This window comes from Staphylococcus sp. EG-SA-10 (assembly GCF_017151945.1).
GTDB classification, from domain to species: Bacteria; Bacillota; Bacilli; order Staphylococcales; family Staphylococcaceae; genus Staphylococcus; species Staphylococcus aureus.
Map to the genome: position 1 here is coordinate 1 of NZ_JACVZJ010000009.1, position 22,017 is coordinate 22,017.

At 34.9% G+C, this 22,017-nt stretch carries 24 protein-coding genes; all 24 read right to left on the minus strand.

Annotation, left to right across the window (positions count from 1 at the left end; all coding sequences use genetic code 11):
* Positions 1–173: 173 nt before the first annotated feature.
* A complete protein-coding gene (locus IDG45_RS08380; protein WP_001094394.1) occupies positions 174–578 on the minus strand; it encodes a F0F1 ATP synthase subunit epsilon in 405 nt (134 codons plus the stop codon).
* A 19-nt stretch (positions 579–597) separates the two neighbouring features.
* Positions 598–2,010 carry a F0F1 ATP synthase subunit beta gene (atpD, locus tag IDG45_RS08385; protein ID WP_000511135.1) on the minus strand — a complete coding sequence of 471 codons (1,413 nt, stop codon included), beginning with the start codon at positions 2,008–2,010 and terminating at the stop codon, positions 598–600.
* A 21-nt stretch (positions 2,011–2,031) separates the two neighbouring features.
* The gene (gene atpG, locus IDG45_RS08390) at positions 2,032–2,898 is read right to left on the minus strand and encodes an ATP synthase F1 subunit gamma (RefSeq protein WP_000157603.1); all 867 of its coding nucleotides are present in this window, start codon (positions 2,896–2,898) and stop codon (positions 2,032–2,034) included.
* Positions 2,899–2,928: 30 nt separating this feature from the next.
* On the minus strand, positions 2,929–4,437 hold the full coding sequence (gene atpA / locus IDG45_RS08395; protein ID WP_000974881.1) for a F0F1 ATP synthase subunit alpha: 1,509 nt from the start codon (positions 4,435–4,437) through the stop codon (positions 2,929–2,931).
* A gap of 21 nt (positions 4,438–4,458) precedes the next feature.
* Positions 4,459–4,998, minus strand: coding sequence for a F0F1 ATP synthase subunit delta (locus IDG45_RS08400; RefSeq protein ID WP_000241345.1), 540 nt, complete (start codon positions 4,996–4,998; stop codon positions 4,459–4,461).
* Entirely contained in the window at positions 4,998–5,519 is a 522-nt protein-coding gene (locus IDG45_RS08405; protein WP_000140679.1) for a F0F1 ATP synthase subunit B, read from the minus strand. Before IDG45_RS08405 ends, IDG45_RS08400 begins: the two co-directional genes overlap by 1 nt.
* A 198-nt stretch (positions 5,520–5,717) precedes the next feature.
* On the minus strand, positions 5,718–5,930 hold the full coding sequence (gene atpE / locus IDG45_RS08410) for a F0F1 ATP synthase subunit C (protein WP_001048816.1): 213 nt from the start codon (positions 5,928–5,930) through the stop codon (positions 5,718–5,720).
* Positions 5,931–5,972: 42 nt separating this feature from the next.
* On the minus strand, positions 5,973–6,701 hold the full coding sequence (gene atpB / locus IDG45_RS08415; protein ID WP_000349655.1) for a F0F1 ATP synthase subunit A: 729 nt from the start codon (positions 6,699–6,701) through the stop codon (positions 5,973–5,975).
* Positions 6,702–6,721: 20 nt separating this feature from the next.
* A complete protein-coding gene (locus tag IDG45_RS08420) occupies positions 6,722–7,174 on the minus strand; it encodes an ATP synthase subunit I (protein ID WP_072358075.1) in 453 nt (150 codons plus the stop codon).
* Positions 7,175–7,241: 67 nt separating this feature from the next.
* Positions 7,242–8,369 (minus strand): non-hydrolyzing UDP-N-acetylglucosamine 2-epimerase, encoded by a 1,128-nt coding sequence (gene wecB, locus IDG45_RS08425; protein ID WP_000723421.1) that lies wholly within the window; start codon positions 8,367–8,369, stop codon positions 7,242–7,244.
* Between the two features lie 23 nt (positions 8,370–8,392).
* Positions 8,393–9,022 carry a uracil phosphoribosyltransferase gene (gene upp, locus IDG45_RS08430; protein ID WP_000048712.1) on the minus strand — a complete coding sequence of 210 codons (630 nt, stop codon included), beginning with the start codon at positions 9,020–9,022 and terminating at the stop codon, positions 8,393–8,395.
* 27 nt (positions 9,023–9,049) lie between these two features.
* Positions 9,050–10,288 (minus strand): serine hydroxymethyltransferase, encoded by a 1,239-nt coding sequence (gene glyA, locus IDG45_RS08435; protein ID WP_000120494.1) that lies wholly within the window; start codon positions 10,286–10,288, stop codon positions 9,050–9,052.
* Positions 10,289–10,314: 26 nt separating this feature from the next.
* Positions 10,315–10,839, minus strand: a complete 525-nt coding sequence (locus tag IDG45_RS08440) for a TIGR01440 family protein (protein ID WP_000654181.1) — start codon at positions 10,837–10,839, stop codon at positions 10,315–10,317.
* 106 nt (positions 10,840–10,945) lie between these two features.
* The gene (locus tag IDG45_RS08445; RefSeq protein ID WP_000697338.1) at positions 10,946–11,365 is read right to left on the minus strand and encodes a low molecular weight protein arginine phosphatase; all 420 of its coding nucleotides are present in this window, start codon (positions 11,363–11,365) and stop codon (positions 10,946–10,948) included.
* The gene (locus tag IDG45_RS08450) at positions 11,362–12,408 is read right to left on the minus strand and encodes an L-threonylcarbamoyladenylate synthase (RefSeq protein ID WP_000379899.1); all 1,047 of its coding nucleotides are present in this window, start codon (positions 12,406–12,408) and stop codon (positions 11,362–11,364) included. Before IDG45_RS08450 ends, IDG45_RS08445 begins: the two co-directional genes overlap by 4 nt.
* Positions 12,409–12,491: 83 nt before the next feature.
* A complete protein-coding gene (prmC, locus tag IDG45_RS08455; protein WP_000248737.1) occupies positions 12,492–13,328 on the minus strand; it encodes a peptide chain release factor N(5)-glutamine methyltransferase in 837 nt (278 codons plus the stop codon).
* A complete protein-coding gene (prfA, locus tag IDG45_RS08460; RefSeq protein WP_000460244.1) occupies positions 13,315–14,391 on the minus strand; it encodes a peptide chain release factor 1 in 1,077 nt (358 codons plus the stop codon). Before prfA ends, prmC begins: the two co-directional genes overlap by 14 nt.
* Complete coding sequence (locus IDG45_RS08465) at positions 14,392–14,991, minus strand: thymidine kinase (RefSeq protein ID WP_000273356.1); 600 nt, start codon at positions 14,989–14,991, stop codon at positions 14,392–14,394.
* A 345-nt stretch (positions 14,992–15,336) separates the two neighbouring features.
* A complete protein-coding gene (locus IDG45_RS08470) occupies positions 15,337–15,591 on the minus strand; it encodes a type B 50S ribosomal protein L31 (RefSeq protein ID WP_000808968.1) in 255 nt (84 codons plus the stop codon).
* A gap of 117 nt (positions 15,592–15,708) precedes the next feature.
* Positions 15,709–17,025, minus strand: coding sequence for a transcription termination factor Rho (gene rho, locus IDG45_RS08475; protein ID WP_001115100.1), 1,317 nt, complete (start codon positions 17,023–17,025; stop codon positions 15,709–15,711).
* Between the two features lie 246 nt (positions 17,026–17,271).
* Entirely contained in the window at positions 17,272–18,699 is a 1,428-nt protein-coding gene (locus IDG45_RS08480; protein ID WP_001206106.1) for an aldehyde dehydrogenase family protein, read from the minus strand.
* 253 nt (positions 18,700–18,952) lie between these two features.
* Entirely contained in the window at positions 18,953–19,273 is a 321-nt protein-coding gene (locus IDG45_RS08485) for a winged helix-turn-helix transcriptional regulator (protein WP_001641641.1), read from the minus strand.
* Between the two features lie 88 nt (positions 19,274–19,361).
* Positions 19,362–20,621, minus strand: coding sequence for a UDP-N-acetylglucosamine 1-carboxyvinyltransferase (gene murA, locus IDG45_RS08490; RefSeq protein ID WP_000046601.1), 1,260 nt, complete (start codon positions 20,619–20,621; stop codon positions 19,362–19,364).
* A gap of 465 nt (positions 20,622–21,086) precedes the next feature.
* Positions 21,087–21,947, minus strand: coding sequence for a class IIb fructose-bisphosphate aldolase FdaB (gene fdaB, locus IDG45_RS08495; protein ID WP_001131841.1), 861 nt, complete (start codon positions 21,945–21,947; stop codon positions 21,087–21,089).
* Positions 21,948–22,017 lie beyond the last annotated feature (70 nt).

Sequence of the window (22,017 nt, forward strand, 5' to 3'; positions counted from 1 at the left end):
ACAAAGGAGAAAAAAAGAAGACAACCAAGCCCAATAATGGACTGGCCGCCTAATAATAAAAACTCTAAAAGTTGTAATTTAAAATAGTTCTTTAAATTATATACCCACCACATTTGGTGGAGAACCAAAAAAAGGGTCGAAGATATGAAATCACATCTTCGACCCTTTATTTACTATTTTAATTCAGCCACACGCAAACGGTTATTTGCTCTCTCTAAAGCTCTTTCGGCTCTATGAATATCAGTATTGTCGTCATCATTTTCCAAGTGAGACTCTGCTCTTGCTTTGGCTAATTTAGCTCTTTCAACATCAATTTCTCTTGCAGTTTCTGCAGTCTGAACAATGATTGAAACTTTATCTTTTCTAACTTCAACAAAGCCATCGCTTACAGCAATATACTCAGTTCCATCGTGAAATTTCACTTTTACAAAGCCTGTTTTTAAAGCAGCTACAGTTGGAATATGTCCACTCATGACACCTATCTCACCAGCTGTTGTTTGCATAACAACGAGTTCAACATTATCACGATTGTAAACAGAACCATTAGGAGTGACAATATCTAGGTTTAATGTATTCATTATCCATTCCTCCTAATTGTTATACTTCAACACCCATATCTTTAGCTTTTGCAATAACATCATCCATGCTACCAACTAAACGGAATGCATCTTCTGGAATATGGTCATATTTACCATCTAAGATATCTTTAAAGTTTGCAACTGTTGTCTTAACAGGTACATAAGAACCTTTTTGACCAGTAAATTGTTCCGCTACGTGGAAGTTTTGAGATAAGAAGAATTGAATTCTACGTGCGCGTTCAACTGTTTGTTTATCTTCATCAGATAATTCGTCCATACCTAAGATAGCAATGATATCTTGTAATTCACGGTATTTTTGAAGTGTTGATTGTACATCACGAGCTACTTCATAATGTTCTTGACCTACAATTGATGGTTCCAATGCTCTTGATGTAGACGCTAATGGATCCACGGCTGGATAAATACCCATTTCAGTTAATTTACGTTCTAAGTTTGTAGTTGCATCTAAATGGGCAAACGCTGTCGCTGGCGCTGGGTCCGTATAGTCATCGGCAGGTACGAATACCGCTTGAATAGAAGTAACTGATCCTTTTGTTGTAGACGTAATACGTTCTTGTAATTGTCCCATTTCAGTAGCAAGTGTTGGTTGGTAACCTACTGCAGAAGGCATACGACCTAATAATGCAGATACCTCAGAACCAGCTTGTGTAAATCTAAAAATGTTATCGATGAATAATAATACGTCTTGACCTTGTTCGTCACGGAAATATTCAGCCATTGTTAAACCAGATAATGCAACACGCATACGTGCACCAGGTGGCTCATTCATTTGCCCGAATACCATGGCTGTTTTCTTAATTACACCACTGTCACTCATTTCGAAGTATAAATCGTTACCTTCACGAGTACGTTCACCTACACCGGCGAATACAGAAATACCACCGTGCTCTTGAGCGATGTTGTTAATTAATTCTTGGATTAATACTGTTTTACCTACACCGGCACCACCGAACAATCCGATTTTACCACCTTTAATATAAGGTGCTAGTAAATCTACTACTTTAATACCTGTTTCTAAAATTTGAACTTCTGTTGAAAGTTCATCGAATGCTGGTGCTTGACGATGGATAGGATCGCGGCGAACAGAATCACTAATTTCTTCTTTAAGGTCAATTGTTTCACCTAGTACATTAAATACACGACCTAATGTTTCGTCACCAACAGGTACACTAATTTCTTTGCCTGTATCTTTTACATCCATGCCTCTTTGGACACCATCAGTTGAATCCATCGCAATTGTACGAACAACGTCGTCACCTAATTGCAGCGCAACTTCTAATGTTAGTTGTATTGTACCTTCTTCTTTAGGCACATCAATAACCAAGGCGTTATTAATTTTAGGAACTTCGTTATGTTCAAATCGAACATCAATTACAGGACCCATAACTTGAGTTACACGGCCAATTCCCATGCTATTTTCCTCCTTTAAATATTATTCAAGCGCTGCGGAACCACCAACAATTTCAGTAATTTGTTGCGTAATTTCTGCTTGTCTCGCTCTGTTATATTCTAATGATAAGTCATCAATAAGTTCAGTTGCATTATCAGTGGCATTTTTCATCGCAGTCATACGTGTTGCATGCTCACTTGCTTTTGCGTCTAATATTGTTCCGTAAATCAAACTCTCAACATATTGAGGCAAGATTACACTTAAGATAGATTCTTTATCTGGCTCAAATTCATAAGAAGACAAATGACCGTGTCCCTTACTAGAATCCTCTTGAGATAATGGTAATACTTGTCTAGATGTAGGCTTGTTTTCAAGAACGCTGACATAATGACTATAGTATATATTTAATTCATCAATTTCTTCTTCACTGTATAAGTCTATAGCATGGTTAGCTAGTGCTTGAACAGATTTGAAAGAAGGTTGATCAGGTACGTCTACTTGAGAATACTCAATGTCATAACCTCTATTTTTTAGGAAATCAACACCTTGTTGCCCTAAAACTACAATACTGTATTCGCTACTATCTTGATGTTTCGCTTCAATATCAGTAATCAATTTTTTAAGCACGTTTGCACTATATGCACCTGCTAAACCTTTATCACTCGTGATAACTAAATATCCACTTCTAGTAATTTTACGAGGTCTTAGCATTGGATGGTTTGTATTGCTACTTGCCCCTGCAACTGCAGTAATTGCATCTTGCATTTTATCCATATATGGTGTGAATTGTTTTGTATTTTTTTCAGCTCTACGAAGTTTTGAACTTGATACCATGTTCATCGCTTTCGTAATCTGCTTCATTTTTTTGGTTGATTTTATTCGAGTATCTATTTCTTTAAGAGAAGCCACTATCTCACCACCTTATACTAAACTTGTTTATTATTCAGATTTGCTAAAGCTTTTTTTGAATTCGTTAATTGCTGTGTCAAACTTCTCAGCATCTGGTAAGCCACCAGTTTCTCTGATTTCATTTAACAGTTCAGTAGCATTTGATTCTGCCCAGTGGTTTAACTCGTCTTCAAAACGTGTGATATCTACAACTGGAATATCATCTAAATATCCTTTTGTTAATGCATAAATAATCAACACTTGGTGTTCAACTGGTAATGGTTTGTTTTGATCTTGTTTTAAGACTTCAACAGTACGTTTACCACGTTCTAATTTACTTGCAGTAAATTCATCAAGGTCTGAACCGAATTGTGCAAATGATTCAAGTTCTCTGTATGACGCTAAGTCAAGACGTAACGTACCAGCAACTTTCTTCATTGCTTTAATTTGTGCAGATCCACCAACACGAGATACAGATTGTCCGGCATTAATCGCTGGTCTTACACCTGAGAAGAATAAATCAGATTGTAAGAAGATTTGTCCATCTGTAATTGAAATAACGTTTGTTGGTACATAAGCTGAAATATCACCAGCTTGTGTTTCGATAATTGGTAATGCAGTAATTGAACCGCCACCTAAGTCATCGTTTAATTTTGCTGCTCTTTCTAATAATCTACTATGTAAGTAGAATACGTCACCTGGGTATGCTTCACGACCTGGAGGTCTACGTAATAATAATGATAACTCACGATAAGCTGCTGCTTGTTTAGTTAAATCATCATAAACGATTAAAACATGTTTACCGTTAAACATGAATTCTTCACCCATTGTTACACCTGAATATGGTGCAATATATAATAATGGAGAAGGTTCAGAAGCTGATGCTGCTACAACAATAGTGTAGTCTAAAGCGCCTGCTTGTCTTAACTTTTCAACATTTGCTCTTACTGTTGAATCCTTTTGACCAATAGCAACATAGATACAAATCGTACCTTGATCTTTTTGATTCAAAATTGTGTCAATTGCAATTGTTGTTTTACCTGTTTGACGGTCACCGATGATCAACTCACGTTGACCTCTACCAATTGGTACTAAAGCATCAATTGCTTTGATACCTGTTTGTAATGGCTCATCTACTGATTTACGATCCATTACACCAGTAGCTTTTTTCTCTACTGGACGTGTTTTAGTTGTGTTAATCGGTCCTTGTCCATCAATAGGTTGTCCTAATGGATTAACAACTCTTCCGATTAGTTCTTCACCTACTGGTACTTCCATGATACGACCAGTACGTTTAACTTCGTCACCTTCAGTAATACCTGTGTATGGTCCTAAAATAACCACACCCACGTTTGACTCTTCAAGGTTTTGGGCTAAACCAAGTACGCCGTTATGGAATTCTACTAGCTCACCAGCCATAACGTCATTTAATCCGTGAATTAATGCAATACCATCACCAATTTGTAATACAGTACCTACATCAGTTACGGACATTTCTGACTCATAATTTTCAATTTGTGAGCGAAGTAATGCACTGATTTCTTCAGCTTTTATGGCCATCTATGTCACTCCTCTTTATAATTAATTAACTCTTCTAAATTTTCTTTGTAATTGGACAAGATCATTTCTAACACTACCATCTAATACAGTTGTGCCGACTTTAACTCTAAATCCACCAATTAAATCTGGATTAATTTTTGTATCTACAATAACTTTAGATAAATTCGTTTGTTGAGTTACTAGTTTGACAATCTTATCTAACTCTTCTTGACTCAATTCATATGTTGACTCAATTGTTGCAAAATCTTGATTGTAGTGTCCGTTATATAAGCTTTGGAACGCCTTGAATACGTCAGCTATTAATGAGATATGTCTATTATCTGCTAACACGTACATCATATTTTTAATGTATGGATTAATGTCAGTAAATACACCATTAATCAACTCACGACGTTGTTCTGCTGTTTGAGTTGGATTACTGTCAACCATTTTCAATTGCTCAATTTTATCTTTTACTGCTTCATTTATAACTGTTAATTCTTCATTAATAGTTTCTAAATTATTTGTATCTAATGACACGTCAAATAATGCTTTAGCATACTTGTTAGCTACTTTTACCATTATTTATCGCCTGCCTCTTTTAGATACTTGTCAACCAATGCTTTTTGGTCTTGTTCAGAAATTTCTTTTCTAAGAACTTTAGAAGCAATTAACACTGATAGTTCAGATACTTGATTATTAATATCTGCAATGGCACGTTCTTTTTGGCTATTGATTTCACTTTGTGCTGTTTCAATCATACCGTTTGCACGTACGTTTGCTTCATGAATAATTTGTTCTTGCTGTTGACGTGCTTGAACCTTAGCATCTTCTAAAATCTTTTGAACTTCTTCTTGTGTTTCTTTAAGTTTTTGTTTATTTTCTTCTTCAAGTTTCTGTGCATTTAACTTAGCTTGTTCTGCGTCATCGATATCTCTGTTAATATCTCTTTCACGTTTATCCATTACATCTTTCAATGGACCCCATGCGAACTTTTTAAGTAACGCAAGTAACACGATGAAAGTTAGGACCTGTACAATCACAGTACCCCACTCAACGCCTCCAGCTGCACCAAGAACGAATAAGTTAGCTGTTTCAGTCACGGGTTCATGACACTCCTTTCATTAAAATAATCGCTAGTGTTATATAGAAAAAAACGACGAGGTTAGGACCTACTGAATTTATGCGATAGGCATGGTGCGTTCATATCTCAACTATTTAATAAAGTTCAAAGATATTACTATATATGCATCATGAATTATGTCCTATGCGCTTTGTCCCGACCTCTTTTTATCTGTTAATTATCCAGCAAATGTCATGAATGCAATTACTACACCGATGATAGGTAATGCCTCAACTAAACCTACACCAATGAACATGATACCCATTAATTGACCACGTGCTTCTGGTTGACGTGCTACACCTTCAACTGTTCTTGAAACGATTAAACCGTTACCGATACCTGCTCCTAATGCTGATAAACCAATTGCGATTGCTGCTGCGATTAAATTCATAATTTAATTTCCTCCTGTGATTGTATATAATTATTGAAATTTTTAGTGTTCATCTGCCACTTTATGTGACATATAAACCATCGAAAGCATAATAAAGATATATGCTTGGATTGTTCCTACAAATATTGAAAATGCTTGCCAAACAATTAATCCTGGGATACTAATAATCCAACCCCATGCTGGTTCGTTAAAGAATAAGCCAGCAAGTAATGTTAATAGTATCTCACCTGCAAATATGTTACCGTACAAACGCAGACCAAGCGTTAATGTTGAAGTGAACTCTTCAAAAACATTAATAATTGCCAATGGCCAAAACGGCTGTACATAACCTTTAAGATATTGTTTCGTACCACGCATTTTAATTCCATAAAAGTGAGTTAACAGTATTATCGTTGTAGACAACGTTAAAGTCACTGTTGCATCAGCTGTTGGTGATTTCCACCACAATGTGTGATCTTTCGTTACTATAGAAAACGGAAGACCTAACATATTAGCTATAAAAATGTACAGAATCAGCGTTACTGCTAAGAAGTGGAATTGACCACCTTTTTTCCAAGCCATGTTACCTTCAATGATTCCCCTCACGAAATCAAAAATCCATTCAACGAAATTTTGTTTGCCAGTTGGTCTTTTTTTCAAATTACGCGTACAAATGATAGCAAGTAGAAAAACAAGAAACGCCGTAACAAGTATCATCAATATACTTGATAAATTGAAAACGATATCAAAACCGAATAAATTCCAACTCACGAGCGGGGATTTGTGATCCATAATCTCACCTCTTTCTTAATTTATTTGCTCACCTTTAGTAAAGGACGTATGATAACTACAACATATGAAATCATTAAACCAATAATTATACCGATTATACTTACATGCGCTTTATTAAAGTACCAAATCATACAGGCAATAAATGCAACTAAGTATCGCCACATATTTCCAGTTGAAATATGCATAGTGTCTGGTCTTTTAGCTTTAGCTAAATAGCATTCAAAAATACATGAGTTGATTGCAGAACCAGTAACACCAATGATTAATCCTAAGATAAATGCATGGTGTGTAAAAAGGTATAATCCTCCCAATATTATTAATAAATACAAATAATATTGAATGAACTGTTTAAAAATGTTGTAGAAACGACTCATTTTATATGCCTCCGTGTGACTGATATCAATCATGAAAACCGTTCCACTCATACAAACTAAATGATAATATAGGCGATTTGTGGTGTCAATTCTATTCAAATTGTTGTAAAAAAATAAGCATGGTTAGACACAATTTAGACACAATTAGACAAAAAGTCTATTTTCCTCAGAAATCGCTTGGTTTTTCAGTGATTAAATTCAAATAATACTTAATATGATTAACTATTCTTTCTGAAGCAAATCCATCACCGTAAGGATTAGATGCTTCAGACATTTGATGATATAATCTCTCATCATCGATTAATTCTTTTGCAGCTTGATACACATTTTGCTTATTTGTTCCAATGACTTTTAATGTGCCAGCTTCAACACCTTCAGGACGTTCTGTAACGCTTCGCAAAACTAAAACTGGCTTATTAAATGATGGCGCTTCTTCCTGAATTCCACCTGAATCTGTCAAAATAAAATAAGATTTTTTAGCAAAATTATGGAAATCTACTACGTCCAAAGGTTCAATCAATTCAATTCTGTCATGACTACCTAAAATCTTTTGAGCCACCTCTCGAACTTTCGGGTTTTTATGCATTGGATATACTAGTGCTAAATCAGTATACTCATCTATTAAGCGTCTAACCGCTTTAAATATATTTTCCATGGGTTGCCCGATATTTTCTCGTCGGTGTGCTGTCATAAGAATGAATTTTTTGTCATGGTATTTATCCATGATGTTAGATTTATAATTGTCATCAACTGTATATTTCATAGCATCAATCGCTGTATTACCAGTGACAACAACACTTTCTGAATATTTCCCTTCACTTAACAAATGCGATGCAGCATTTTTAGTAGGTGCAAAATGTAAGTCAGCTAATACACCAACTAATTGTCTATTCACCTCTTCCGGAAAAGGTGAATATTTATCATAACTTCTAAGCCCTGCTTCAACGTGTCCAATCGGCACTTGGTTATAAAATGCCGCTAAACCACCTGCAAATGTCGTCATCGTATCACCATGTACAAGTACCATGTCTGGTTTTTCTAATTGAATCACTTGTTCTAATTGAGTGATTGATTTAGAAGTTATCTCAGAAAGTGTCTGTCCTGATTTCATAATATTCAAATCGTATTTTGGTTTGATTTCAAAGGTACTTAATACTGAATCAAGCATTTCTCTATGCTGTGCTGTAACAACAACAATTGGCTCGAGCATTTTTTCTTGTTCCAAAGCTTTAACTAAAGGAGCCATCTTTATGGCTTCGGGTCTTGTTCCAAATATGGTCATAATCTTTTTCATCAAACTACTTATCTCCGATTCTTCTATTTAGTACCAAACAATCTATCTCCAGCGTCGCCTAACCCTGGTGTGATATATGCTTTGTCATTTAGCTTTTCATCAAGTGCAGCAATATAAATATCTACATCTGGATGTGCTTCATGCATCTTTTCTACGCCTTCTGGTGCTGCAATTAAACACATGAAGCGAATATTTTTAGCGCCACGTTTCTTCAATGAAGTAATAGCTTCAATTGCTGATGCGCCTGTTGCTAACATAGGATCAACAACAATGATTTGTCTTTCAGTAATATCTTGAGGTAGCTTAGCAAAATACTCTACAGCCTTTAATGTTTCGGGATCTCGATACAAACCGATATGTCCAACTCTTGCTGCAGGTACTAAACTTAAAATACCATCAGTCATACCTAAACCAGCTCTTAAAATTGGAACGATAGCTAATTTTTTACCAGCTAATCGTTTAGCCGTCATTTTAGTTACAGGCGTTTCAATATCAACATCCTGAAGCTCTAAGTCTCTAGTTACTTCATATGCCATCAACATACCAACTTCGTCTACAAGTTCTCTAAATTCTTTAGTACCTGTATTTACATCTCTAATATAGCTTAGTTTGTGTTGAATTAATGGATGATCGAAAACGTGTACTTTACTCATAAAAATTACTCCTATCTTTGTGTATGTTTATTGATATAGAGGATATTCAGCTGTTAATTTCGCAACGCGTTCTTTAGCTTGTTGTAATTTTTCTTCATCTTTACTATTTTTCAATGCTAAACTGATGATTTTTGCAACTTCCTCAAAAGCTTTTTCATCAAATCCACGCGTTGTTGCAGCAGGTGTACCTAAACGTATACCACTCGTTACAAAAGGTTTTTCTTGATCGAACGGAATGGTATTTTTGTTACATGTGATACCAACTGAATCTAAAGTCTCTTCAGCTTCTTTACCAGTAAGTCCTATAGACCCTTTTACATCAACAGCTACTAAGTGATTATCTGTACCGCCAGAAACAATTCTAAATCCTTCATTAATTAATGCTTCTGCAAGAACTTTTGCGTTTTTAACCACTTGTTGTTGATACGTTTTGAAATTATTTTCTAACGCTTCTCCAAAAGCAACTGCTTTTGCTGCAATAACATGCTCAAGAGGTCCACCTTGAATACCAGGGAAAATTGTTTTATCTATGTCTTTTTTATATTCTTCCTTACATAAAATCATACCACCACGTGGTCCGCGTAATGTTTTGTGTGTTGTAGTTGTTACAAAATCAGCATATTCTACTGGATTTGGATGTAAACCTGCCGCTACTAATCCTGCAATATGTGCCATGTCTACCATTAACTTAGCGTTTACTTCATCTGCGATTTCTTTAAACTTTTTGAAGTCAATTGTTCTTGAATATGCTGATGCTCCTGCCACAATAAGCTTAGGCTTATGCTCTAACGCTAATTTACGAACTTCATCATAATTGATTCGTTCTGTGTCTTTATCTACTCCATATTCAACGAAATTGTAGAATTTACCACTAAAATTAACAGGCGCTCCATGTGTCAAGTGACCACCATGACTCAAATTCATACCTAAAACTGTGTCGCCCATTTCTAATGCAACTAAGTAAACAGCCATGTTCGCTTGTGAACCTGAATGTGGTTGAACATTGACATGTTCAGCTCCAAACAATGCTTTAGCACGATCAATTGCGATGCTTTCAGTTACATCTACAAACTCACAGCCACCATAATATCGGCGTCCTGGATAGCCTTCAGCATACTTATTAGTCAACACTGAACCTTGTGCTTCCATAACCGCTTCCGATACAAAATTTTCCGATGCGATTAACTCTATGTTGCTATTTTGTCTCTGAAATTCTCTCTCGATTGCTTCTGCGATAACTTTATCTTGCTTGGTGATATAAGACATAAAATCTCCCCTTCTTTCAAAAAAACTTATTGGTATTTAGCACGTTCGCCACCAATCTTTTTCGGCCTAGATGTGGCAATAGTTACAATTGCCTGTCCTACTTGCTTTACTGAGGTCCTTACAGGTACACATACATGTTTAATATGCATGCCTATTAATGTTTGACCAATATCAATTCCACAAGGAACAGTAATATGTTCGACCACGATTGGATCCTTCATATGCTGAAAAGCGTATGTTGCCAAACTCCCTCCAGCATGTACATCTGGAACGACGGAAACTTCTTCCATTGTTAATGGATTAAACTGAGATTTTTCTATTGTTATCGCTCTGTTGATATGTTCACATCCTTGAAAAGCAAAAGTAACGCCTGTCTCTTTACTCACAACATCTAATGCATTAAAAATAGTTTCTGCAACTTCCATCGAACCGACAGTCCCTATTTTTTCGCCAATGACTTCCGATGTTGAACATCCAATTAAACATATATCTCCTTTATTAAAAAAGGACATATCTTTTAATTCGTCTAATAACATTGTCAAATCTTTCATAAAAGTCCACCCTTCCTAAAAATAAAAAAGGAATATAGCAAAGTGCTACACTCCTCTATTATAACTTATTTAACTGTTAACATATACTAATTATACAGAATTCCTACTAGCAAATAATATCTTTTAATTTTAAAATTAAACTTACAAGTTCTTCATAGGTATGTACATACATTTCTTTTGTTCCACCGTATGGATCTCTAACTTCTCCTGCTTCTTTTACATATTCATGCAATGTGAAAACATGATTTTGCAAACCAAAGTGTGCCTCTATTAATTCTTTGTGCGAATACGACATCGTCAAAATAATATCTGCTTTCAAATCTGCTTCAGTAAATTGTTGCGATAAGGTCGTTTCAGCTAAATGATGTTCTTTAACTAAGTCTTCAACATAATTCGAAACACCCTGATTGTTCACAGCGAATATACCTCTTGATTCAAATTGATGATTTGGCATAACCTCTTTTGCAATACTTTCCGCTAATGGGCTACGACATGTGTTACCTGTACAAACGAATAAAATCTTCATAGTTCACACCCTTTAATAATGTGATTACCTGCAGCTTTTAACATGCGATTCATAATTGCTTCTGTATTATCATTCAGCTCAAAGCCGTATATATACGCCGCTGAAATATTTTCATTTTCATCAAGTGAATGTAACACATCATAAAGATTATGACTTGCTTGTTTAACATCATTGTCATCCTGACATAATTGAATGAAATGCGCTTCACTTGGTATAAACGCCGCCTTATTACTCGGCACAATAAAAGCTATAGAAGACCAATCTTTACCGTCATTTCCAATTTTGCTCTCAATATCTGTAATAATTGTAAGTGGTGTATTGGGTGAGTAATGCTTATACTTCATACCTGGTGCAATTGGCTGTTCAGTATCATTATAATCAGCATGGGCGATACTACTCGGAAGTATTTCTGTAATCATTGCTGCTGTTATAGAACCAGGTCTTGCAATTTTATAAGGAAAAGATGTGCAATCTAAAACCGTACTTTCTAATCCTTCTTCACTTTGTTCAGCTTGAACAATACCATCGATACGGCCATTCAAATCTTGATATACATGATTGAAAGTTGTTGGTGAAGGTCTACCACTTAAATTAGCACTTGGAGCAGCTAGAGGTTCATTTATGATTTGTAATAATTGTCTGCCTACAGAATGGCTTGGCATTCTAACAGCAACTGATGATAAACCTCCAGAAACTTTTCGACATAGATAGCCTGGCTTTAACGGCAATATAAACGAAATAGGGCCCGGCCAGAATGCCTGCATTAACTTTTCTACGCGTGGATCCAAAGTATATGTAAAATCTTTTAATTGAACTTTACTGTGTATATGAACAATAAGCGGATTGTCAGATGGACGGCCTTTAGCTTCGTATATTTTAGCTACAGCTTCTTCATCTGTCGCATTTGCTGCAAGTCCATAAACTGTTTCAGTTGGTAAACCTATTAAACCACCGTTTAAAACAATGTCTTTTATTTCATTAATTTTAGGATATTGCTGTAAATCTTCATTATATTCTCTAACATCCCAAATTTTAGTATCCAACTTAATCACGCCTTTCTTATTTATCATAATACAAAGTAAAAAGCTATGCACTTAACTAATCATAGCAAAGGCATAACTTCTAATTACCATTTAAATGAGACGATTCGATCGTGGCCATTTATATCTTTAATAATGTCGATTTTTTTGTCAGGAAATTTACTTAAAATTATTGATTTAAGTGCCTCACCTTGATTGTAACCAATTTCAAAAACAACTGGGCTGCCTTTTTCCATAACGTGAGGTAAATCTTCAATGATTGATTCATAAATAGCATATCCATGGTTATCTGCAAACAATGCCTGATGTGGTTCGAATCTCGTAACCGTTGGAGACATCGTAACCATATCTTTTTCATCTATATATGGTGGATTAGATATCAAGCCGTTCAACTTGATACCTTCTTTAATTAAGGGCTTTAATGCATCCCCTGTTAAAAATTGTATTTGTGATTGATGCTTCTCAGCATTATTACGAGCCACATTCATTGCTTCAAGTGAAATATCAGTAGCAATAACATTTAAATCCGGCTTTTCACATTTCATAGTAATTGCAAGTACACCACTACCCGTTCCGATATCTACGATTGTTGCATCATCTTCTAACTGTTGTAAGAAATGCAACATTACTTCTTCAGTTTCAGGTCTTGGTATCAAACAATTTGAGTTTACATCAAACGTTCTACCATAAAATGAGGCAAAGCCAACTATATACTGTATGGGCTCTCCTAATAACATACGTTGTAATGCTAAGTCGAACTTCATAATCATCGCTTTCGGCATATCATCATGCATGTGAACTACAAAGTCCGTACGCGTCCATTGAAATACATCTAACATTAACCATTCAGCTCGTGTTTGTTCAAACCCTTTTTGTTGTGTTAAATGAATTGCTTCATCTAACTTTTCTTTATAATTCACCATTATTAAGTTCTTTCAATTTATCTGTCTGCTCTGATAAAGTCAGTGCATCTATAATTTCTTCTAAATGGCCTTCCATAATTTGCCCTAATTTTTGAAGCGTTAGACCTATACGGTGGTCTGTTACACGGCTTTGTGGATAATTATAAGTTCGAATACGTTCTGAACGATCACCAGTACCGACTGCTGATTTACGTTGTGACGCATACTTTTGTTGTTCTTCTTGAACTTTCATATCGTATAAACGTGCTTTTAACACTTTCATTGCTTTTTCACGGTTTTGAATTTGAGACTTCTCAGAAGATGTTGCAATGACACCAGTTGGTAAATGGGTAATACGTACTGCAGAGTCAGTTGTGTTTACGTGCTGACCACCTGCACCACTTGAACGATACGTGTCGATTTTTAAATCTTCATTTCTAATTTCAATTTCTACATCTTCAACTTCTGGTAAAACTGCCACTGTAGCTGTTGAAGTATGAATACGTCCACCTGATTCTGTTTCAGGCACACGTTGAACGCGGTGCGCACCATTTTCAAATTTCAATTTACTATACGCACCATTACCAGAAACTGAGAAACTAATTTCTTTGTAACCACCATGGTCACTTTCAGACGCTTCTACTATTTCAGTTTTGAATCCTTGTGATTCAGCATACTTTGAATACATACGCATTAAATCACCAGCAAAAATCGCAGCCTCATCACCACCAGCTGCTGCTCTTATTTCTACAATAACGTCTTTGTCATCATTAGGATCTTTAGGAATCAATAATATTTTAAGCTCTTCTTCAAGATTTGGAAGTTCAGCTTTAATACCGCTACTTTCCTCTTTTAACATTTCTACTTCTTCTTTATCATCAGTTTCACTTAACATTTCTTCAATATCAGCTAATTCTTCTTTTTTAGCTTTATAGTTACGATAAACATCTACAGTTTTTTGTAAATCAGCTTGCTCTTTAGAATATTTACGTAATTTATCTGAATCATTTACAACATCTGGGTCACTTAACAGTTCATTTAACTGTTCGTATCTTTCTTCTACAATATCTAATTGATCAAACACTTATAATTCCTCCTTATTATTATCACTAGGTGCTACGATATGGTGCGCGCGACAACGTGGCTCATAACTTTCATTGGCACCTACTAAGATAATCGGATCATCGATTTTAGCTGGTTTACCATTTATTAATCGTTGCGTTCTACTAGATGAAGAACCACAAACAGCACAAACTGCTTGAAGTTTCGTTACTTGTTCACTGACAGCCATCAATTTAGGCATTGGTTCGAACGGTTCGCCCCTAAAATCCATATCTAATCCAGCAACAATAACACGGTGTCCATCTGCTGATAGTTTTTCTACTATACTTACAATTTCATCGTCAAAAAATTGCACTTCGTCTATTCCTATAACATCAACATTAGTTAAGTCGTGTGTCATAATTTCACTTGCTTTAGAAATATTAATCGCTTCAATGGCATTACCATTATGAGAGACCACTTTTTCTTTATGATATCGATCATCAATCGCCGGTTTAAATACAACGACTTTTTGTTTAGCGTATATGCCCCTTCTTAAACGTCTTATAAGTTCTTCGGATTTACCGCTAAACATACTACCTGTAATACATTCTATCCAACCGGAATGGTAAGTTTCATACATTGAGAGTTCCACCTTTTTCAAAACATAATCGCTTTATTATATCATATTTCAAATATTCATAAATGTCTTTTTCATAATTATATCGATATTGTACATGAACAATTATTTTATAAATTTGTCTTGCATATTTATATACAGCTATTCTAATTTGTTGCTTCTTATTCGTACGATGTTTCTACTCAATACAAACTCTAATAAAGGGGAAATTTATCATTATGTATTAACAACATGTTATTGAGTCACTTCTTTGAACACAGTCGTAAGTATATACCCTTACTACGCTTATAAATAAAAAAGCTGTCTACAATTCCATTATTGGATGCAGACAGCTTAACGATTACTATATTAGTTGTTTGATTTAAGACCAAACTTTTTGTTGAAACGTTCCACACGTCCATCCGCAGCAGCGAATTTTTGACGTCCAGTGTAGAATGGATGTGAATCAGATGAAATATCTAAACGAATAACTGGGTATTCTTTTCCATCTTCCCACTCCATCATTTCTGAAGATGTTTTTGTAGAACCGCTTAAGAATTTGAAGTTTGTAGTAGTATCTAAAAAGATTACTTGGTGATACTCAGGATGAATTCCTTGTTTCATTATTTTCAGCTCCTTTGCCCTGAACCATCTGGAACAGAGTTATTTGTGAGTTTTTACCCAATACTGTGTAATTATAAAGGTAATTAATTCAAAACGCAAGCCCCTATATAATGTTTATTAAATTATAGGTCGACCCGTTTTAGTACTTTCTTCTGCAGACTTTTGTAGCTGCTTGAAGAAATCTTCATTATTCTTAGACTTTTTAAGTTTGCGAATAAATCTTTCAGTAAAGTCTGTTGAGTCAGTGAATAGATTTCTTAATTGCCATAATGTGTCTAATTCAGATTTACTTATCAACAATTCTTCTTTACGCGTTGAACTTCTGCCAATATCAATTGCAGGGAAGATACGACGTTCAGACAATTTACGATCTAAATGTAACTCCATGTTACCTGTTCCTTTAAACTCTTCGTAAATCATATCGTCCATACGTGAACCCGTATCAACTAATGCAGTTGCAAGTATTGTTAAACTTCCACCCGCTTCAATATTTCTCGCTGCACCAAAGAATGCTTTTGGTTTGTGTAAAGATGCAGGATCTAAACCACCTGATAATGTACGACCACTTGGTGGAATAACTAAGTTATAAGCGCGTGCTAATCTCGTTATAGAATCCATTAAAATAATGACATCTTCCCCAATTTCTACTAAACGCTTTGCACGTTCAAGTAATAATTCAGCTACTTTAACATGGTGTTCTGGTGGTTCGTCAAACGTTGAATGAACGACTTCAGCAGCTTCTACTGAGCGTTCTAAATCTGTTACCTCTTCAGGACGCTCGCCAACTAACAAAATAAATAGCTTTGCATCTGGTTTGTTCGTACTGATTGCATTTGCTATTTCTTTTAATAACGATGTTTTACCTGCTTTAGGTGGCGCCACTATTAAACCACGTTGACCTAAACCAATCGGTGTTACTAAATCCATGATACGCGTTGAATAATTTTGTGTTTCTGTCTCTAATTTAATACGCTCATCTGGATAAAGTGGTGTCAAAGCTTGGAAATGCGGACGTTTCTTCACTTCTTCTGCGTTATGGTCATTAACAAAGTCAACTTGTAATAAGCCATAATATTTTTCGTTATCTTTAGGTTTTCTAACTTTCCCAGTTACTTTATCCCCACGTTTAATTTCAAAACGACGAATTTGGCTAGCAGATATATAAATATCTTTTTCCCCTTTAGAATAGTTCACTGTTCTTAAAAAACCATAACCATCTGGTTGTATATCATCTAAGATACCTTCCATATAATAGTTACCATCTTTTTCCATTTGTGCTTCCATAATAGCTAGAACAAGTTCTTTTTTATTTAATTTACTATAGTTCGTCAACTTAAGAGTTTTAGCTTTTTGAGTGAGTTCCTTGGTAGTATAATTCTTGTACAGTTCGTGGAATGATTCATACTGAGGAGATGTACGTTCTCTTTCAGGCATATAGTTTACACCCATTTCATTATTTTTTAGTTAGTAAGTAATAGATAGGCATGACAATGCATAAATAACTGTGCTAGCACAATCCCATTATGCTAATCCCCAACCTTTTAAATACATGAATAACTATAGCAAATTTTTATTTTAATTACAAAATCTATTTATAAAAATTGCAAAATTAAAACAGTACACAAAACTTAATTAGTCATGTGCACTGTTTTATTGCGATTTTTAATTCAAAAATCAAATTTATTTAAAATAGCCAGCTATAGATTTCACTTCTAAGAACTCTTCAATACCATAATCGCCCCATTCACGACCTAAACCAGATTGTTTATAGCCACCAAATGGTAAGTCTGGCTTTCTACCTGCTTCGTTTATTTCTACTGTACCTGCTTCAATAGAACGAGCTACTTTATGCAATGTTTCTTTGTCCTTACCAATAACATATCCTGCCAAACCATATTTTGTATCATTTGCAATTTGAATCGCTTCATCTAAATCGTTATAAGTAATAACTGACATTACTGGCCCAAAAATTTCTTCTTGTGCTATCGTCATTTGATTATCTACATTAATAAAAATTGTCGGACGTGCAAAGTATCCTTTTTCAAGTCCTTCTGGTTTATCAGGACCACCATAAAATAATTCAGCACCTTCTTCAATACCTTTATTAATATAATTTTGTACTTGATCAAATTGTTTTTTACTAATGATAGGGCCTACTTGTGTACCATCTTCTCTTGGATTACCGACACGCACTTGGCTAAATTGTTCTTTTAATTCAGCTAAGAATGCATCTTTAATTTTGTTAGGCACTAAAACACGTGTACCAGCTGTACATACTTGACCAGTATTATTAACAACTTTGCCTGTTGTTGCTTTAGCCGCTTCTTTAATATCTACGTCATCTAGGACGATGTATGGTGATTTGCCACCAAGCTCTAATGATACCTTTTTAAAGTCTTTAGCAGCTTTTTCCATAATTTTAGAACCAGTAGGGCCTGATCCTGTAAATGACATCATGCGTACTTTAGGATGTTCAGATAAAGGATTCCCAACGCCAGCACCATCACCATTAACAAGGTTAAATACACCTTTAGGAACACCGACTTTATCAAAAATCTCAGCTAAAATAACAGCTGCAAATGGTGTTTCTTCAGATGGTTTAAGTACAACTGGACTACCAGCCGCAAATGCTGCTGCTAATTTTAATGATGTTTGGTTTGTAGGGAAGTTCCACGGTGTAATTAAGCCAGATACACCGATAGCTTCTTTAACAACTAAATCATCTCCGCGGCGTTCTTCAAATTCGTAGTTATCTAATGCGTCTCTCGCTGCAACAAAATGGTTTAGTCCCATTTGATAATGGACACGCTCAGATAATGATAAAGGAGCACCTAACTCATCCGTAATAGCTTGTACAATATCGTCTTTTCTGTTTTCATATTCTTTTACAATTTTATCTAATAATGCTTGTCTTTCTTTCACAGATGTATGACGGAACTCTAAATAAACATTGTCTGCCGCCTCGACGGCTTTATCAACATCAGCTTTATTACCTTTAGCAACTTTCCCGATTACTTCTTCGGTTGCTGGATTTATAACTTCTATCGTTTCATTACTATTACTTTCTACCCATTCGCCATTAATGTATTGCTTTGTGTAGTCTCTCATTATTCTTTCACTCCTCAAGAATGATTTATATATTATTTATCCGTAATGCATACGATATAAACATTACATTCCATTATGATACGCTCACTTTTAATATGTTCAAAATAAAATGCTTTAAAATTTTGCTGCATCTAATTTTTTTATATTTTTAAATAAAAATAACTATTCCCACATCATCGCAAATAATGCGAAGACTTAGAAATAGTTATAATCAATGCTATGTTTAAACGTCATGTAATTATTTAGCAGTACGTTAATCTGTTAAATCGACATATGATTGCGCCCATGCTTCAATTGGATGTAAAGCCTCTGCTAACGCTTTACCTTTTTCAGTTAGTACATAAATAATTTGTACTGGACTCGTAGAAATGATTTGCTTCTCAACTAACTCCCATTGTGCAAGCTCTGACAACTTAAGACTTAAAGCACGCGGCGTTATTGTTTTCAAATCTCTTTTCATATCGGAAAAGTGTGCTGAACAGTCATTACATCTTGAGAGATAATTAATGATTAATCCATTCCAACTTCTACCAAGTATTTTAAAAGTTTCTTCGAGATACGGACATACTTCCATCATCTTCACCTCTCATCATTAAATTTAGAATGTAAACGAACACCCTCTTTTAATCAGTATAATTATTATACCACAAAACAAGATAAATCTATACAGTTTCCGTCCAAATATCTGCACCTAAAGCTTTTAAATGTTCTACAATATCTGTATAACCTCTATAAATATGTTTAACATTGTAAATTGTAGTTACACCCTCAGCAATTAAACCAGCAATAATTAAACAAGCTCCTGCTCTTAAATCGCTAGCACAAACTTCAGCACCATGTAATGTTGATGGTTTTATCGTTGCTGTGCCTTCGTCAACTTCAATATTTGCACCCATGCGCTTTAATTCTTCAACATGTTTAAAACGCTCCGGATAAATCGTATCAGTTACAAATGAAGGACCATTTGCCATAAATAATAATGGTGTAATTGGCTGTTGCAAATCAGTAGCAAAACCTGGATATACTAGTGTTTTAATATCAACAAATTGATATGGTGCATTATTATTGATGCGAATTCTTTCGTCTCTTACATCAACATTTACACCTAATTCACTAAATTTAGCAGTTAATGTTTCTACATGTTTCGGAACAATATTATTTAATATAACATTTTCTCCACATGCTGCAGCGATACACATATATGTGCCTGCTTCAATTCTATCAGGTATAACTTGATACTCAGAACCATGTAATTCTTTGACACCATTGATTTTAATTGTTGATGTACCCGCTCCCTTAATATTAGCTCCCATACTTGTTAAGAAGTTAGCAACATCAACTACTTCCGGTTCTTTAGCAGCATTTTCAATTACAGTTTGTCCTGTTGCATAAACTGCAGCTAGCATAATGTTAATTGTTGCACCTACACTAACCATATCTAGAAAAATATGTGCACCTTTTAACTCTTTAGCTTCAATTTTCATTGATGTCGTACTTGATTCATCAATTTCAGCACCTAAAGCTTTAAATCCTTTAATATGTTGATCAATTGGACGTGGCCCAAGTGGACATCCTCCCGGTAAACCAATCACACATTTTTTAAATCTACCTAACATGGCACCCATCATATAGTATGAAGCACGTAATGATTCAACTTTATTATTTGGTAATGCAGCATTTTGTATTTCAGTTGTATCAACTTCTAATTCCGTACCATTTAGTGATGCCTTAATATTTAAATCTTCTAATAAACTCACTAAAGTTTTAACATCAGAGATTTGCGGTAACCCTTCTAATTTCACATGTCCTTGAGCTAATAATGTTGCAGGAATGATAGCTACAGCACTGTTTTTCGCGCCACTGATATTAACTTCCCCATTTAGTGTGCGTCCACCTCTTATTTTTATTACCTCTTGAGCCATATCATTTATCTCCTTTGTCCATTACTTTTTAATTTTTTGCATTATTAGCATTATAAATTAATTTTACTTTATTTGTAAAATAGTTTATTTTAATCGTTAAAATCTTGTCTTTCTATTTTCGATTGATTAATAACAAATCATTCACCTTTACTAATATATGCTGTTCTTCCCCACTTGACCATGGTCTAAAGTCTGATTATTCAACTAAATATTGACGTTGTTTTGACAATTATTTAGTTTTAATTCTACGATTTGCACGTAAACTTTTTTCATAAATTGCTCATTTTCCTTATAATTATATCACAATCAATTTTGATATATTTTACCATTTTTACGCTTTCATTTTAAAATCAAACTGTTTTATTTATTACTTATACAACATAAAAAAGAAGCAAACACCATTTTGTCTGCTTCTTTTAAAATTAATATCCCTACGTTATTAATAACTTAAAGACTAAATATTAATTATTTAGCGCGGTTTGAAGTACCGAACTCTTTAATTTTACCTTTAACTGTTTCTTTGATAGCTTCACGTGCAGGTCCTAAGTATTTACGAGGATCGTAAACTTCTTTGTCGTTATTTAAAACGTCACGAACTGCTTTTGCTGAAGCGATTTGGTTTTCAGTGTTTACGTTAATTTTAGCTGTACCAAATGGAATTGCTTTTTGGATATCTTTAGTCGGGATACCAGTACCACCGTGTAATACTAATGGTAAACCTGTAGATAAACCGATTTCTTCCATTTCTTTAAATCCTAATTTTGGTTCACCTTTGTATGGACCATGAACTGAACCTAATGCTGGCGCTAATGCATCGATACCAGTTTTTTCAACTAGTTCTTGACATTCTTTAGGATCAGCATAAATGATGCCGTCTGCTACTACATCATCTTCTTGTCCGCCAACAGTACCTAATTCAGCTTCTACAGAAACACCTTTTTCATGAGCGTATTCAACAACTTTTTTAGTTGTTGCTACGTTTTCTTCGAATGGGCTGTGTGAAGCATCGATCATTACTGATGTGAAACCAGCATCGATAGCTTCTTTACATTTTTCAAAGCTTGAACCATGGTCTAAATGGATTGCTACAGGAATAGTGATGTTTAAGTCATGCATTAACCCTTCAACCATTTTAACAATTGTGTAGAAACCGCTCATGTAACGAGCAGCACCTTCAGAAACACCTAAAATTACAGGTGCATTTTCTTCTTGTGACGCTTCTAAAATTGCTTGAGTGAATTCTAGGTTATTAATATTGTATTGACCTACCGCATAACCATTTTCTTTTGCATCAATTAACATTTCTTTCATTGAAACTAAAGGCATGAAAGTTCCTCCTTGAGTGCTTACGCACGTATTTTTCAAAGTAATTATATCAAAAAAATAGCGTCAATGC

Coding starts and splice junctions, on each gene's coding strand:
- IDG45_RS08380 (WP_001094394.1), bottom strand. CDS start 578: ATGAATACATTAAACCTAGATATTGTCACTCCTAATGGTTCTGTTTAC.
- atpD (WP_000511135.1), bottom strand. CDS start 2,010: ATGGGAATTGGCCGTGTAACTCAAGTTATGGGTCCTGTAATTGATGTT.
- atpA (WP_000974881.1), bottom strand. CDS start 4,437: ATGGCCATAAAAGCTGAAGAAATCAGTGCATTACTTCGCTCACAAATT.
- IDG45_RS08400 (WP_000241345.1), bottom strand. CDS start 4,998: ATGGTAAAAGTAGCTAACAAGTATGCTAAAGCATTATTTGACGTGTCA.
- atpE (WP_001048816.1), bottom strand. CDS start 5,930: ATGAATTTAATCGCAGCAGCAATCGCAATTGGTTTATCAGCATTAGGA.
- atpB (WP_000349655.1), bottom strand. CDS start 6,701: ATGGATCACAAATCCCCGCTCGTGAGTTGGAATTTATTCGGTTTTGAT.
- wecB (WP_000723421.1), bottom strand. CDS start 8,369: ATGAAAAAGATTATGACCATATTTGGAACAAGACCCGAAGCCATAAAG.
- upp (WP_000048712.1), bottom strand. CDS start 9,022: ATGAGTAAAGTACACGTTTTCGATCATCCATTAATTCAACACAAACTA.
- glyA (WP_000120494.1), bottom strand. CDS start 10,288: ATGTCTTATATCACCAAGCAAGATAAAGTTATCGCAGAAGCAATCGAG.
- IDG45_RS08440 (WP_000654181.1), bottom strand. CDS start 10,839: ATGAAAGATTTGACAATGTTATTAGACGAATTAAAAGATATGTCCTTT.
- IDG45_RS08445 (WP_000697338.1), bottom strand. CDS start 11,365: ATGAAGATTTTATTCGTTTGTACAGGTAACACATGTCGTAGCCCATTA.
- prmC (WP_000248737.1), bottom strand. CDS start 13,328: ATGGTGAATTATAAAGAAAAGTTAGATGAAGCAATTCATTTAACACAA.
- IDG45_RS08465 (WP_000273356.1), bottom strand. CDS start 14,991: ATGTATGAAACTTACCATTCCGGTTGGATAGAATGTATTACAGGTAGT.
- IDG45_RS08470 (WP_000808968.1), bottom strand. CDS start 15,591: ATGAAACAAGGAATTCATCCTGAGTATCACCAAGTAATCTTTTTAGAT.
- rho (WP_001115100.1), bottom strand. CDS start 17,025: ATGCCTGAAAGAGAACGTACATCTCCTCAGTATGAATCATTCCACGAA.
- IDG45_RS08480 (WP_001206106.1), bottom strand. CDS start 18,699: ATGAGAGACTACACAAAGCAATACATTAATGGCGAATGGGTAGAAAGT.
- IDG45_RS08485 (WP_001641641.1), bottom strand. CDS start 19,273: ATGGAAGTATGTCCGTATCTCGAAGAAACTTTTAAAATACTTGGTAGA.
- murA (WP_000046601.1), bottom strand. CDS start 20,621: ATGGCTCAAGAGGTAATAAAAATAAGAGGTGGACGCACACTAAATGGG.
- fdaB (WP_001131841.1), bottom strand. CDS start 21,947: ATGCCTTTAGTTTCAATGAAAGAAATGTTAATTGATGCAAAAGAAAAT.